Source organism: Phyllobacterium sp. GQ127 (assembly GCF_059758635.1).
Genome location: NZ_JCAXDZ010000006.1, coordinates 101,438 through 116,783, shown reverse-complemented (window position 1 = coordinate 116,783; position 15,346 = coordinate 101,438). Strand labels below are relative to the sequence as shown.

12 protein-coding genes are annotated in these 15,346 nt (G+C 53.2%); 11 read left to right on the top strand and 1 reads right to left on the bottom strand.

The window, feature by feature from the left end:
• Positions 1 to 188 precede the first annotated feature (188 nt).
• The 7 genes from AC6CHM_RS19875 to AC6CHM_RS19845 all read left to right on the top strand — a co-directional run bounded on the left by AC6CHM_RS19875 (position 189) and on the right by AC6CHM_RS19845 (position 8,900).
• Complete coding sequence (locus tag AC6CHM_RS19875; protein WP_498174306.1) at positions 189 to 2,285, top strand: bifunctional rhamnulose-1-phosphate aldolase/short-chain dehydrogenase; 2,097 nt, start codon at positions 189 to 191, stop codon at positions 2,283 to 2,285.
• A gap of 18 nt (positions 2,286 to 2,303) precedes the next feature.
• The gene (gene rhaI / locus AC6CHM_RS19870) at positions 2,304 to 3,596 is read left to right on the top strand and encodes an L-rhamnose catabolism isomerase (protein WP_337352844.1); all 1,293 of its coding nucleotides are present in this window, start codon (positions 2,304 to 2,306) and stop codon (positions 3,594 to 3,596) included.
• A 143-nt stretch (positions 3,597 to 3,739) separates the two neighbouring features.
• Entirely contained in the window at positions 3,740 to 5,269 is a 1,530-nt protein-coding gene (locus tag AC6CHM_RS19865) for an ABC transporter substrate-binding protein (RefSeq protein WP_440810648.1), read from the top strand.
• 81 nt (positions 5,270 to 5,350) lie between these two features.
• A complete protein-coding gene (locus tag AC6CHM_RS19860) occupies positions 5,351 to 6,292 on the top strand; it encodes an ABC transporter permease (RefSeq protein WP_337352842.1) in 942 nt (313 codons plus the stop codon).
• Positions 6,292 to 7,161 carry an ABC transporter permease gene (locus AC6CHM_RS19855; protein WP_336441261.1) on the top strand — a complete coding sequence of 290 codons (870 nt, stop codon included), beginning with the start codon at positions 6,292 to 6,294 and terminating at the stop codon, positions 7,159 to 7,161. Before AC6CHM_RS19860 ends, AC6CHM_RS19855 begins: the two co-directional genes overlap by 1 nt.
• 2 nt (positions 7,162 to 7,163) lie before the next feature.
• The gene (locus AC6CHM_RS19850; RefSeq protein ID WP_307277792.1) at positions 7,164 to 8,393 is read left to right on the top strand and encodes an amidohydrolase/deacetylase family metallohydrolase; all 1,230 of its coding nucleotides are present in this window, start codon (positions 7,164 to 7,166) and stop codon (positions 8,391 to 8,393) included.
• Positions 8,394 to 8,402: 9 nt separating this feature from the next.
• Positions 8,403 to 8,900 (top strand): RidA family protein, encoded by a 498-nt coding sequence (locus AC6CHM_RS19845; protein WP_498174302.1) that lies wholly within the window; start codon positions 8,403 to 8,405, stop codon positions 8,898 to 8,900.
• A gap of 3 nt (positions 8,901 to 8,903) precedes the next feature.
• Here the strand turns inward: AC6CHM_RS19845 and AC6CHM_RS19840 are convergent, their stop codons facing one another.
• On the bottom strand, positions 8,904 to 9,707 hold the full coding sequence (locus AC6CHM_RS19840) for an IclR family transcriptional regulator (RefSeq protein ID WP_498174466.1): 804 nt from the start codon (positions 9,705 to 9,707) through the stop codon (positions 8,904 to 8,906).
• 114 nt (positions 9,708 to 9,821) lie between these two features.
• On the opposite strand from AC6CHM_RS19840, the gene AC6CHM_RS19835 reads away from it, so the two are divergent.
• The 4 genes from AC6CHM_RS19835 (at position 9,822) to tdh (ending at position 15,260) form a co-directional block, all read left to right on the top strand.
• On the top strand, positions 9,822 to 11,015 hold the full coding sequence (locus AC6CHM_RS19835; RefSeq protein ID WP_498174300.1) for an aminotransferase class V-fold PLP-dependent enzyme: 1,194 nt from the start codon (positions 9,822 to 9,824) through the stop codon (positions 11,013 to 11,015).
• A 24-nt stretch (positions 11,016 to 11,039) separates the two neighbouring features.
• Positions 11,040 to 12,857: an ABC transporter ATP-binding protein gene (locus AC6CHM_RS19830; RefSeq protein WP_336441264.1), complete on the top strand. Its 1,818-nt coding sequence runs from the start codon at positions 11,040 to 11,042 to the stop codon at positions 12,855 to 12,857.
• 169 nt (positions 12,858 to 13,026) lie between these two features.
• Positions 13,027 to 14,223 carry a glycine C-acetyltransferase gene (locus AC6CHM_RS19825; RefSeq protein ID WP_498174297.1) on the top strand — a complete coding sequence of 399 codons (1,197 nt, stop codon included), beginning with the start codon at positions 13,027 to 13,029 and terminating at the stop codon, positions 14,221 to 14,223.
• A gap of 2 nt (positions 14,224 to 14,225) precedes the next feature.
• A complete protein-coding gene (gene tdh / locus AC6CHM_RS19820) occupies positions 14,226 to 15,260 on the top strand; it encodes an L-threonine 3-dehydrogenase (RefSeq protein WP_115054023.1) in 1,035 nt (344 codons plus the stop codon).
• The last annotated feature ends 86 nt before the right edge of the window (positions 15,261 to 15,346 follow it).

Here is a 15,346-nt window from a genome sequence, read left to right as displayed (position 1 = left end):
AATCTATTGCGCAAATTCAATCTCAGTGTCAATCAACTTCAATCAAATAGTTTCATATTGCACTGCACAATGTAAGTTTATGACTGAAATTGATGGTTTGTGATTGACATCAAAGTGCCGTCTGCCGCATAGCTAATCGAAATTCTGAGGGGGTTTTATAGGCCCCGCATAACTTTTGGGAGGCAATCATGGCAGGCAGCATCCAACTTCTGGATAATCGTTGGGATGATCAAAAAGCAGCTGGTCTCGATGAGCCGGGCAAGTTGCTCTATCGTTCCAACCTGCTTGGTGCCGATAAGCGCATAACCAATTATGGTGGCGGCAATACTTCCGCAAAGGTAACGCAGACGGACCCGCTCACCGGCCAGCCTGTGGAAGTATTGTGGGTCAAGGGTTCCGGTGGCGATGTCGGAACCATAAAGCTTGATGGCTTTGCCACTCTTTACATGGAAAAGCTCAACTCCTTGAAGTCGATATATAAAGGGATTGAGGATGAAGATCGCATGGTGGGATTCCTGCCCCATTGCACCTTCAATCTGAACAGCCGTGCCGCCTCGATCGACACCCCCCTCCATGGCTTTGTGCCTTTCAGGCACGTCGATCACATGCACCCCGATGCAATTATCGCCATCGCTGCGTCGAAAAACTCCCGTGAACTGACAAGTCAAATTTTCGGTGACGATATCGGCTGGTTGCCTTGGCGCCGCCCCGGGTTTCAACTTGGCCTTGACCTTGGTGCCTATGTTGCAGCCCATCCAAACTCCAAGGGTGTCGTGCTCGAAAGTCACGGGCTTTTCACCTGGGCAGATGATGCCAAGGATTGCTATGAATTGACGCTGGAAATCATCAACAAGGCAATCAGTTGGTTCGACCAACAGACATCTGGCAAGGATGTCTTCGGAGGTGCGGCAACGAAAAGCCTGAGCGCATCAGAACGCCGTGCCATCGCAGCAAAGCTGATGCCTGAAATTCGCGGGAAAATCGGTATTGCCGAACGCAAGCTTGGGCATTTTGACGATCAGCCTGCCGTGCTGGAATTTGTCAATTCGCACGATCTGCAACCACTGGCCGCGCTAGGCACAAGTTGCCCCGATCATTTCCTGCGCACAAAGATCCGGCCGCTTGTGCTCGATTTTGACCCGGCACAACCCGATGCGGATGCCATAGTCGCCACCCTGGATAGTGCGCTGGAAGCATATCGAGCCGACTATGCCCGATACTATAATGACTGCAAGCATGGCAACTCACCTGCGATGCGTGATCCAAATCCGGTCATTTTCCTCATTCCCGGTGTTGGCATGCTTTCATTTGCCAAAGACAAGGCCACCGCGCGTATCGCGGGAGAGTTTTATGTTAACGCGATCAATGTGATGCGCGGCGCATCATCTGTGTCGGAATATCAGGGGCTGCCTGAACAGGAAGCCTTTGACATTGAATATTGGCTGCTTGAGGAAGCCAAACTTCAACGTATGCCGAAGCCGAAATCATTGGCTGGCCGTGTCGCTTTTGTCACCGGTGGGGCCGGTGGCATCGGGCGAGCAACCGCTGAGCGGTTGCTCGGGGAGGGCGCTTGCGTTGTGCTGGCTGATATAGATGCTGAAGCCTTAAAAGCGACCAGTGAGGACCTCGCCAACCGTTACACAGCTGATGCTGTGCGCGGTGTGCAGCTGAACGTTACCGATGAAGCTGGCGTCATTGCTGGTTTTGCCGAAGCGTCAGTTGAATTTGGCGGAATAGACATTCTCGTCTCCAATGCTGGCATCGCGTCGTCTGCGCCCATTGAAACCACTGAACTCTCCATGTGGACCCGCAATATCGACATTTTGGCAACCGGCTATTTTCTCGTGTCACGCGAAGCTTTCCGTCTGTTCCGCCGGCAGAAGATCGGCGGCAATGTTGTGTTTGTCGCTTCCAAGAATGGTCTTGCCGCATCGCCGAATGCCAGCGCCTATTGTGCAGCCAAAGCTGCCGAGATTCATCTTGCACGTTGCCTGGCGCTGGAGGGAGCGGATGCCGGAATTCGTGTCAATACCGTTAATCCTGACGCAGTTCTTCGAGGTTCAAAAATCTGGAACGGGGAATGGCGCGAGCAACGCGCAGCTTCGTCGAATTTGCAGGTTGATGAGTTGGAGGAGCATTATCGCAAACGCTCAATGTTGAAGCTGAACGTGTTCCCGGAGGATATTGCCGAAGCTATCTACTTCCTGGCTTCCGACGCGTCCGCCAAATCGACAGGCAACATCATCAATGTCGACGCGGGTAACGCGCAAAGCTTTACACGTTAGCTGTCCGGGGAGGATATTATGGCTGAACTGCAGATTTCAGGCGATCTGATCGCGAGTGAAAACGACAAAGTACGAACTGCCCAAAAGAGCGACTATGATGCGCTGGGCGCACGTCTTGACCGGCACGGCGTCGACATCGAAACGATTACCAACAAAGTGGCGGCGTTTTTCGTTGCCGTACCCTCCTGGGGAGTCGGCACCGGCGGCACGCGCTTTGCGCGCTTTCCAGGACATGGCGAACCACGGGGTATTTTCGATAAGCTTGATGATTGCGCGGTGATACAGCAGTTGACCCGGGCTACGCCAAATGTGTCGCTGCATATCCCGTGGGACAAGGCCGATCCAAAGCAATTGAAAGCCCACGCGGACGCGCTCGGTCTGGGTTTCGACGCAATGAACTCCAACACGTTCTCGGATGCCGCCGATCAGAAGCATTCCTATAAGTATGGTTCACTTAGCCACGTAGATCAGGCTACGCGCAGTCAAGCCATTGATCACAATATCGAATGTATCGACATTGGCGTTGCGATTGGCTCGAAAGCGCTTACGGTGTGGGTTGGCGACGGTTCCAATTTTCCAGGTCAAAGCAATTTTGCCAAATCATTTGAGCGGTATCTCGGATCAATGGCGGAGATATACAAAGCTCTGCCCGATGACTGGCGCATCTTCTCCGAACACAAAATGTATGAGCCTGCCTTCTATTCAACGGTCGTGCAGGATTGGGGTACAAATTACCTCATTGCGCAAACTTTGGGGCCGAAAGCATTCTGTCTCGTCGATCTCGGTCACCATGCCGCCAACACCAATATTGAGATGATAGTTTCCCGGCTTATCCAATTCAAAAAGCTCGGTGGTTTCCATTTCAACGATTCCAAATATGGGGATGACGATCTTGATGCGGGATCAATCGATCCCTACCGGTTGTTCCTTGTCTTCAATGAACTTGTTGATGCCGAGGATCGTGGTGTGCCAGATTTCCACCCCGCGCACATGATCGACCAATCGCACAATGTCACCGATCCTATCGAAAGCCTGATCTCAAGCGCCAATGAAATTCGCCGCGCTTATGCGCAGGCTTTGCTGGTAGATCGCAAAGCGCTCGGCGCCTTCCAGGACGATAACGACGCGCTGATGGCTTCGGACTCGCTGAAGCGGGCTTACCGGACTGACGTTGAGCCCATTCTTGCTGAAGCAAGACTGCGGGCGGGTGGTGCGATTGATCCTATCGCTACCTATCGCAAAAGCCAGTACCGGCTGAAAATCGGCAAGGAACGCCCTGCCAGCTTGGCAGGCGGTGGCGGCATCATCTAATCCGTATCATCTATTAGAAAAAAATAAGGGCAGCGCCTTCAAGCGCTGCCCTTATTTTTTGAATTGACAGCATCCCCAACATTTGTTCTTATTCTATTATAAAGAATTCTAATCCATAATAATAGAATAATAGGGGAATGACCATGAAACCATTAAAGCTAGCACTGCTTCTCGGTTCCGCATTGATTGCACTGAGCCCATCTGCTTTTGCCCAAACAAAAGGCGGCGTGATCAACGTCGCCACGATCGGCGAACCGCCAACGCTGGATGCAATGGCATCAACGGCCGATCTGGTCGGCATTGTTTCGCAGCACATCTTCGAAACGCTCTATACGTTTGACAAAAACTGGAACGCCACGCCATTGCTGGCGGCAAGCCTGCCCGAAGTATCGCCAGACGGCAAAGTCTACACAATTAAGCTGCGCACCGGAGTTAAGTTCCATGACGGAACAGACATGGATGCCACCGATGTCGTAGCCTCTTTAAAGCGGTGGACCCAAATCGCGTCCCGCGGAAAACAGGTCGCCTCCTTGATCACGTCAATTGACGTTGTTGATCCGGCCACCATCAAGATAACACTCAATGCACCTCATGCGCCGCTTCTCTCGCTGCTGGCATTCAACAATGCAGCCGCGATCATCCTCCCGAGCGAAAAACAGCAAAGCCCGATGACCGAACCTGTTGGCACCGGACCTTACAAGCTTAAAGAGCGTAAGGCCGATCAATATATCCAACTTTCACGCTTTGATGACTACAAGTCCCCTGAAGGCGAAGAAACCGGCTATGGCGGCGCGCGTCATCAATATCTCGACGAAATTCGTTTCGTACCCGTTCCAGATGCCAATACGCGGGTTGAAGGTGCCGTGGCTGGCCAGTTCGACTATGTCGACAGTCTGCCGGTTGAAGCCTATGCCCGATTGAAAGATCAAAAAACGACTGAAGCCGTGCTGCTGAAACCTTTTGGCTGGCCAGTTTTTGTCATGAATACAAGCGCAGGCATCACCAAAAATCAGGATATCCGCCTGGCTATCCGTGACTCACTGAGCATGGAAGACATGCTCGCCGCGGCCTTTGGAAGTACCGATTTCTATTCTCTGGATGCTTCACTTTACCCTGATGGCTACAGCTGGAAAACAGATGCAGGAACGGAAGGCGCTTATAATGTTGCTGATCCGGAAAAAGCTGCGGAACTGATGAAAAAGGCCGGATATAACGGTGAACCGATCCGCATTCTTACCAGTCGTCAGTATGAGTTCCATTATAAAATGGCGCAAGTTGCCGCCGAATATCTGAAAGCTGCGGGCTTTACAGTGGATATGCAGGTTGTCGATTGGGCGACACTGACACAGCGGCGAGCTGACCCGAAGCTCTGGGATATTTACATCAGCCATAGTCCGTTCTTGCCAGAACCCGCGCTCATTGGTGCTATGTCAACAAGCGCACCAGGCAATTGGGATACGCCTGCGCGTAAAGTCGCAGTGGATGCATTCAATTCCGAAGTGGACCCGGCAAAACGTGTGGCTCTTTGGGCAGAGGTGCAGAAGGTGATCTATGCCGAAGTACCGATCATCAAGATCGGTGATTTCAACGCGCTCTCAGCAAAATCACCGAAGCTGGAAGGCTTTACACCAGCGCCGTGGCCCTATTTCTGGAACGTCTCGCTCAAGCAGTAGGACCTGTAAGACTTCAATGGCAGCGGAACGAACGTCCTTCCGCTGCCAAACCGGATTTTGTTCCTTCTGACAGGACGCCTGATGCTTCGCTATATTATCCAACGCTTTATCGGTATGATCATCGTCATGTTTCTGGTGGTGACGATTGTATTTGTCATCGTGCGTGTTACACCCGGCGATCCGGCGGCTGTCATGCTCGGGCCGGAGGCCACGGCCGCTGATATCGCTGCCTTGCGGCAACAGCTTGGGCTCGATCAATCGATCTTGTTGCAGTACTTCTACTTCATCGGCAATTTGCTGAAGGGAGATCTCGGTCAGTCGATTTTCCTTAATCAGCCAGTACTTGAAGCGCTTGTACAACGTGCAGAACCCACCTTCTTCCTGACCATATTCTCGCTACTGATCGCAAGTATCATTGCAATACCGATTGGAATTTACGCTGCCTATCGCCGTGGCTCGGTGTTTGATCAGGCTGCAACAGCCCTTGCCATGCTTGCGGCAAGCATCCCAAGCTTTTGGCTTGGCCTCATATTAATGCAGATTTTTGCTGTGCGCTTCGGCCTGTTTCCTGTTTCCGGCTATGGGGGGCCTGGCACATCGCTGCTCGAGCGGCTTGAATATCTGGTGCTGCCGGCCTTTGCATTGGGCATCGTCTCGTCCGCATTGATCATGCGTTTTACACGAGCCTCCATGCTCGATGTACTTGGCGATGATTATATCCGCACAGCGCGCGCCAAGGGCGTCGATGAGCGCCGCGTGGTGCTAAAGCATGCCTTCAAAAATGCGTTGATCCCCATCCTCACTGTCATTGGCCTGACCGCTGCCGTGCTGATTTCCGGCGCGGTTGTTACAGAGACGGTTTTTGGTCTTCCCGGGGTCGGCAGCCTGGTTGTATCGGCGGTTTTGCGCCGCGACTATCCCGTCATCCAGGGTGCGTTGCTTATTATCGCGGCACTCTACGTGCTCATTAATTTCGCAATCGACATGCTCTACCTCGTCGTTGATCCAAGGGTGCGTTACTGATGACCGATATTGTCTCGACCGCGCCGCAAAGCGAGCGCTCCAAATTCTTCCATGTGCTGATCAAGCGAAAGACCGTACTTTTTGGCCTGATTGTCCTTGCAGTTTTCGTAACGCTGGCGATCTTTGCGCCTTTGATAACGCCCTATGCGCCTAACAAGCTCTCAATCGTTAACCGGCTAAAACCACCCGACGCCAGATGGTTCTTTGGCACCGACGAGTTTGGGCGTGATGTCTTCTCCCGCACAATTTTTTCCGCACGGCTATCACTGCTCGTAGGCTTCGCAGTGGTTGTCCTTGCCTCAGTGATAGGCGTGACGTTGGGTATTCTGGCTGGCTTCTTCCAAAGGCTCGATGCGCCGATCACCCGGCTTATCGACGCCATGATGGCGTTTCCCGATATTCTGCTCGCCATTGCGCTTGTAGCCGCGCTCGGGCCATCACTGACAACCGTGATTGTGGCGCTGAGTATTGTTTATGCACCACGATTGGCACGTGTTGTGCGGGCGTCGACACTTGTCATCCGTGAATTGCCCTATGTGGAAGCTGCAACATCGCTCGGTATTTCCAAATGGCACATCATGACGCGGCATATATTGCGAAATCTTCTGTCTCCGATCCTTGTTCAGGGAACCTTCCTCTTTGCCAATGCGATGCTGGCAGAAGCCGGCTTGTCATTCCTCGGTCTTGGCGTCAGCCCCGAAGTACCCACCTGGGGAACGATGATCGCGTCAGGACGCCAATATATCGGCACCGCAGACTGGATGACTTTGTTTCCCGGTATTGCGATCGTGCTTGCCGTTCTCTCCCTGCAAATGGTCGGCGATGGCTTTCGCGACCTGTTAGACCCCCGTCTCAGAAAGGATCTGTGATCATGCCTGCCACTTTTGCAACCGCTGCTTCATCTCAAAGGGAAGGGCGCTTGCTTCTGACCAACGTAAATCCGGTAGCATTCGGCCCGAATACCCCCGCAACGAAAATCGATATCTTGATCGACGCTGATGGAAATATTGCGCAGTTTGGTTCTTCGCTGAACGTTACCGGCGACGTGCAACGAGTCGACGCCAAAGGATCGTGGATTTCTCCAGGCTGGGTCGATCTGCATGCCCATATTTGGCATGGCGGCACCGATATCTCCGTTCGGCCGCAAGTATGCGGCGTTGAACGTGGCGTTACGACGATTGTGGATGCAGGCTCAGCAGGCGAAGCCAACTTTCATGGCTTCCGCGAATATATCATCGATCCGGCAAAGGAACGGATCAAGGCATTTCTCAATCTGGGCTCAATTGGCCTCGTAGCCTGTAACCGCGTGAGCGAGCTGAGCGATATTCGCTCCATTGATATTGACCGGACCGTTGCATGCGTCAATGAAAACCGCGATCACATCGTGGGTCTGAAAGTGCGCGCAAGCCATGTCATCACCGGGTCATGGGGCGTTACTCCGGTAAAACTTGGCAAGAAAATCGCCAAGATCCTTAAAATTCCCATGATGGTTCATGTCGGCGAGCCTCCAGCTCTATATGAGGAGGTTCTAGAGATCTTGGGGCCAGGCGATATCATCACCCATTGCTTCAACGGCAAGGTTGGCAGCAGCATTATTGAAGACGATGATTTGTTTGAGTTGGCTGAACGTTGCGCAGGCGAGGGCATTCGTCTCGATATCGGCCATGGCGGTGCCTCATTCTCGTTCCGCGTCGCGGAAGTTGCCATTCAGCGCGGACTTTTGCCTTTTTCCATATCAACCGACATTCACTTGCGCAGCCTGAACTTTTCGGTATGGGACCTTGGCACAACCATGTCCAAATTGCTGAGTGTGGGCATGCCTTTTGATAAGGTGGTCGAGGCGGTCACGCTCTCGCCGGCCTCTGCCATAGGTCTGCCGACGGACAATCTCTTGTCTGTTGGCAAACGCGCAGATTTTACGATCTTTGATCTTGCCGATTCAGACCTCAAGGTCATCGACTCCATGGGCTATGAGGCCAACCTCAGCAAATTATTCGAACCACGTATGGTTGTTCTGGGCACCGAGACGATTGCGGCCAGCCGTTATCAGCCAGTCGTGCCGGAGACCTCCGGCGCCATTGCGCCCTATTCGTACCGTTAGGATTTCGTCTTGAGTCACAGTATCCCTACAGCACTACAGAGCGAAACCTTGCCCTATGAGCGGTTAAGGGCGCTTGGAATTACGTTGCCCCCGGCGCCAAACCCGATAGCAAATTTTGTCACCCACATTCAGGAAGGCAATCTGCTCTATCTGTCAGGGCAAGGACCGCGTGAGGCCGACGGTTTCATGCATACGGGAAAAGTCGGCGGCAATGTCAGCGTTGAAGATGCATACCAACATGCACGACTGACGGCCATCAATCTCCTGGCCGTCATGCAATCAGCACTCGGGGATCTGAACAGGGTCAAGCGCGTCGTGAAACTGCTTGGAATGGTCAATGCCGTTTCGGACTTTGCCGACCATCCCCTTGTTATCAATGGCTGCTCGGACTTGCTGATCAGTGTTTTTGGCGAAGCAGGCAATCACGCCCGCTCTGCGGTCGGCTTCGGGTCACTTCCAGGCAATATCACAGTCGAGATCGAGGCGATCATCGCCTTGAAGGATTAGGAATCAGGAATGACTGCGCCAACCCATAATGGTTTCGATACGGTCCGCAGAGGCTTTGACCTCGCTGGCGTAGCGGTCCGGGTTGTCCGCAATTTTCTGTTCTGCAAGGACTATGGAAATAGTCGCGATGCATACACCTTTATCATCGCAGATCGGCGAAGCAACGCAGGCCACTGCATAGTCGGATTCACCCGCCTGAATGGAAATGCGAGCCTTCAAAGCTTCTCGGGCTGCCGCCGACAGGGCCGAGGGATCAATGACCGCACGTCCGGTGGGAGAAGATTTTGCACAGTGCTCGAAAAGATCCAGCCGTTCTTTTTCCGGAAGGTGCCCGACAAGCAGACGCCCCGAAGCGGTCCAGTTCAGCGGAACACGCGTGCCGACGCGGGATGTCACCTGGAAATGACCAGGACCATCTGCCATGGCCAGCACCATCATATGGTCGCCATCGCGTCCGCATACCTGAACAGTCTCGCCGGATATGCGGCTCAGATTATGCATTTCATGATTTGCCACATTCAGGAAATCCAAAGACCGCGCATAGGCAAGGCCATAATGATAAAGGCGAGCCCCCAGCCAGACCGTGCTGTCGCTGTTGCGCGAAAGCATATTCTTTTCAACCAAATCGTCGATTATCACATAGACGGTCGAAAGCGGAGCGCCGATAGCTTTTGCGATAGCATAAATGCCTGCTGGAGAACCCGTCTCGTAAAGATAGTCAAGCACCTGCAACGCGCGGTCCATACCGCTGACGCGCGAGCGTTTTCCGGTCGACTCTGCCTTCTCGTAACCGCCGGATGTGTCCATGTCTGATATTTTGGCGGTCACGTTCGCAGCTCCTGCTGGTTGGTTTGGGTTACACCACTCTTATTACATTATAGCGGCATATATGCCAAGAAAATGGAATGCAAGGAGAATACTATGACTGACATTCGCGCATCGCGAGGGTTGCGACCGGTAATCAATGTTTCGGGAACAATGACGGCATTGGGCGCATCGATTGTTGTGCCTGAAGCGGTGGCAGCGATGACCGCCATACTTCCACAGTTTGTGGAAATTAACGATCTGCACAAACTTGCCAGCCCCGTTATTGCCCGTCTGACCGGCGGAGAAGCGGGCTTTGTAACGGCCTCATGCTCTGCAGGAATTACGCTTGCGGTAGCGGCAGCCATGACGGGCAATGATCTGGCCGCCATTGAACGGTTGCCGGATGCCACTGGCCTCAAGGACGAAGTGATTATCCAAACCGGTCACGTTGTCAGCTATGGTGCGCCTGTCGATCAGGGCATTCGTTTAGCTGGTGCCAAGGCAGTCCTGATTGGTCAGGCAACCTCGTGCTACCCTTATCACCTGGATGGGGCGATCAATGAGCGCACCGCTGCTGCCGTTTTTGTCGTGTCCCACCATACGGTCCAGTATGGTCTGATTGCCCTGAAGCAATTTGCCGAAATTTGCCATGCTCGCGGTGTTCCAGTTATTGTTGATGCGGCCTCGGAATATGATTTCAAGATATTCCTTGAACAGGGCGCAGACATTGCACTCTATTCGTCGCACAAGTTCCTTGGCGGTCCAACAGGCGGTATTGTTGCCGGAAAGAAGCAGCTTGTACGCGATGCCTTCCTGCAAAATCGCGGCATTGGACGCGGCATGAAGATCGGCAAAGAGAGTATTCTTGGTACGATTGCGGCACTGGAAGCATGGGAAAAGCGTGACCATATCGGTACTCGTGAGCGGGAAACGGGCTATCTCCACCTATGGAAGCAGACACTGACCGGTAAACCGGGTGTCACTGCCGAGATCGAAGCGGATCCGACGCACAACCCCCTTGATCGGCTCCGGGTAACCATCAATGCACACGAAGCCCATATAACTGCCTGGGATTTTGCTGATGCACTGGCAGCAGGATCACGCCCGGTCATCGTGCGTGATCATGAGGCGGAACATGGCTATTTTTATCTGGACCCATGCAATCTGCATCCTGGTGAAGAGACAATCGTCGCAAGCCGTCTTGAGGAAGAGTTGGCCAAGGCCCGCGCTTCCAACCAGATTATCTCCTCGCCTTATGAGGAGCGATATCAGGCGCGCATTGATGCCTTGATGCGCTGGCCCGATTGATCGCACATCTGAAAGGACCAATCCATGGATAAATCCGTTTCCCCTGTCTTGTCAGTTTCGAACCTGACAACGTCATTTCTGGCTGACGGCAAATGGCGGCCCGTGGTGCGCAATGTTTCATTCGATGTCGCCCCCGGCGAAACAGTTGCCATTGTTGGTGAATCCGGTTCCGGTAAAAGCGTAACCTCCTTGTCGATTATGCGGCTTCTGCAGAAAGACAAAAGTCGCATCGAAGGCAGGATATTGCTTGATGGTAAGGACATACTTAGCTTGCCTGAAAGCCAGATGCGCTCGGTCCGGGGCAACGATGTCGCAATGATCTTCCAGGAGCCGATGACCAGTCTCAACCCGCTGTTCACCATCGGCCAGCAGATCAGCGAGGCCCTGCTCTGCCATCACGATATGTCTCGGGCCGATGCACGGGCCGAGACGATCCGACTGTTGGAAAAAGTCCGTATCCCGGCAGCAAAATCGCGGTTCAACGAGTATCCGCATCGTTTTTCCGGTGGCATGCGTCAACGTGTGATGATCGCCATGGCGCTTGCCAGCAAACCGAAACTGCTCATTGCCGACGAACCGACCACGGCGCTCGACGTTACGATTCAAGGCCAGATTCTGGACCTGATAAAGCTTCTGCAGGATGAGGAGGGCGCTTCGGTCCTCTTCATCACCCATGATATGGGTGTTGTTGCCGAAATTGCGGACCGCACGGTGGTTATGTACAATGGCGAAGCGGTTGAAACGGGTCCCACTGAAGACATTTTTGCCCGGCCCCGGCACCCCTATACCCGCTCATTGCTGTCGGCGGTGCCTATCCTTGGCTCTATGCAGGGCCGCGAGCGCCCGCTGCGGTTTCCAGTTGTAGACCGAAATACCGGCACGTCAGATACGCCTGTCGAGGCCGCAGACACGGTCCAGACCGAAAAGCCGCCATTACTTGAAGTCCGCAATCTCACGACGCGCTTCAACATTCATTCCGGCATGTTCGGCCAATTGGAGGGGAGGGTTCATGCAGTGGAAAACCTGTCCTTCAGCCTGCAACCTGGTGAAACACTGTCCTTGGTCGGGGAATCTGGCTGCGGAAAGTCGACAACGGGTCGTTCCATCATGCGGCTTGTACAGCCGCAATCGGGCGAGGTGCTTCTTAACGGCAAAGATGTCTTGATGATGGAACCAAAACAGCTTCGCGATATGCGACGCACCATGCAGATGATCTTTCAGGACCCGTTCGCTAGTCTCAATCCGCGTATGACAGTCGGCGCAGCGATCGCTGAACCCTATCTCGAGCATAAACTTGGAACGCGCGCACAGGCCCGCGACAGGGTTGCGGATCTTTTGGAGCGGGTTGGCCTGAATGCCGATATGGCGGCACGCTACCCGCATGAATTCTCCGGCGGTCAGCGCCAGCGCGTGTGCATTGCGCGCGCCCTGGCCCTCGATCCCCGGATTATTGTGGCAGATGAATCCGTTTCTGCACTGGATGTTTCCATCAAAGCGCAGGTGATTAATCTCCTGCTCGACCTGCAATCCAGTCTCAATCTTGCCTATCTTTTCATCTCACACGATATAGCTGTCGTCGAGCGCGTCAGCCATCGCATTGCTGTTATGTACCTTGGGGAGATCGTTGAAATCGGACCCCGTTCGGCGATCTTCGAAAATCCCCAGCACCCCTACACGAAGAAGCTGATATCGGCTGTACCCGTGCCAGATCCTTCCCGGCGCGGTATAAAGCGGCCGGTTTCCAATGACGAAATTAAAAGCCCTGTACGCACACCCGATTTCGTCACGCCGGTGAGACAATATAAGGAAGTTTCCACCGGGCACATTGTTCAAGTTGCCTAGAACAATTCAGCAAATTGCCGGAGCCGAGAGCGTTTCATAAGAAATATTGCCAGAATGACCGAGTAACCGTTCCTTATCGTGCGGTTTTCCGCAGGTTTCATGCGAGGGCTTGAGACATTTGTCTGATCGTGAGATGAACTGACAACACCAGCCCAGAGCAGGATCCGTCATGACCAATCCATTTATCGATCACCTTATCAACGAAATCGAGGGACTGAAGACGTCAGGGCTCTACAAATCCGAGAGCGTCATCACCTCCAAACAAGCAGGGCAGATAGAGATCGCGTCCGGCGCCAAGGTTCTCAATTTCTGCGCGAATAATTACCTCGGTCTTGCCGATAATGACGAGCTTGCCGAAGCGGGCAAAGCCGCTCTTGATCGCTACGGTTACGGCATGGCTTCGGTCAGGTTTATCTGCGGCACGCAAGAAGAACACAAACAGCTTGAGGCCCGCATCTCAAGATTTCTTGGTCTTGAGGACACCATTCTTTATTCCAGCTGTTTCGACGCAAATGGTGGCCTGTTTGAAACCCTGCTTGGTGAAGAAGATGCAATTATTTCCGATGCGCTGAACCATGCCTCGATTATTGACGGGGTGCGTTTGTCAAAGGCCAAGCGCTTCCGTTATGCCAATAATGATATGGTCGCGCTGGAAGAAGAACTGAAAAAGGCTGAGGGAAGCCGCTTCAAGATGATTGCGACCGATGGCGTGTTCTCCATGGACGGGATCATTGCCAATCTGCAAGGCGTTTGCGATCTTGCCGAAAAGTATGGTGCAATGGTTATGGTCGACGACAGCCATGCGGTCGGTTTTGTTGGCAAGAATGGCCGTGGCTCTGCAGAATATTGTGGAGTCGAGGGCCGGATCGATATTATCACCGGCACGCTCGGCAAGGCTCTTGGCGGCGCTTCGGGCGGTTACACATCCGGCAAAGCCGAAGTAATAGACTGGTTACGCCAGCGCTCGCGCCCCTATCTTTTTTCCAATACGCTCGCGCCGGTTATCGCGGCTGCATCGCTCAAGGTATTCGATCTTATCGAACAGGGCTCTGAACTCCGTAACCGGCTCACTGAGAATGCCGCACATTTCCGTCGCGACATGACCAAGCTTGGCTTTACGCTCGCAGGCGCGGACCACGCCATCATACCGGTTATGCTGGGTGAAGCGACACTGGCACAAGAAATGGCAGCACGGATGCTGGAGAAGGGCGTATATGTCGTCGGCTTTGCATTTCCTGTTGTGCCAAAAGGCCAGGCGCGTATCCGTACCCAGATGTCTGCGGCACATACGAGTGAGGATGTAGCGCGTGTTATCGAAGTCTTTGCAGAAGTTGGGCGCGAGCTCGGCGTCATTGGAGCAAAATGAACATGTCAAACATGATGAAAGCACTGGTGAAGGCCAAGGCAGAGCCGGGGATTTGGATGGAGCGTGTGCCGGTACCTGAACCGGGACCGAATGACGTTCTTATCAAAGTCAAGAAATCCGCCATTTGCGGCACAGACGTTCACATTTATAATTGGGATCAATGGGCGCAAGCGACAATTCCCGTACCTATGGTTGTCGGTCACGAGTTTTGCGGCGAAATCGCTGATGTCGGTTCTGCCGTAACCAAATATAAAGTCGGACAACGGGTATCAGGAGAAGGCCACATCGTCTGTGGTGTCTGCCGCAACTGCCGTGCCGGTCGTGGTCACCTTTGTCGCAATACGCTAGGCGTCGGTGTTCATCGCCCCGGCTCATTTGGTGAATATGTCTGTATTCCCGAGTACAATGTTGTTCCAATACCTGACGACGTGCCTGACGAAATCGCTGCCATTTTTGATCCTTTCGGCAATGCGGTTCACACTGCTTTGAGTTTCGACCTTGTTGGCGAAGACGTGCTTGTCACCGGCGCTGGCCCCATCGGCATTATGGGAGCGCTCGTCGCAAAACGGTCTGGCGCTCGCAAAGTCGTCATTACAGATATCAATCCTTCGCGGCTGGCGCTCGCCACCAAGTTGGGAATTGACTATGTTGTCGATGCTTCCACACAAAATCTCGCCGATGTGATGCAAGAAATCGGAATGACTGAAGGCTTTGATGTTGGCCTTGAAATGTCTGGTGCAGCAGTGGCATTCCGGGACATGATTGACAAGATGAACAATGGCGGGAAGATCGCCATTCTTGGCATTGCTCCCACCGGATTTGAGATCGACTGGAACAAAGTGATTTTCAAGATGCTCAATCTCAAAGGCATCTATGGACGTGAGATGTTCGAAACCTGGTACAAGATGATTGCCTTTGTACAGGGTGGACTGGATCTTACTCCGATCATCACACACCGGCTCCCGATTGATGATTTTCAAACGGGATTTGATGCCATGCGCTCGGGCAGCTCCGGCAAAGTCGTTCTCAGCTGGTAATACGTTCTCAGCTGAGAACAGGCTTTAGGCCACGCAAGAGCAGGTCAAGCTGAGCGCTGCCCTGCGTCATGCCTGTTTGAATTTGT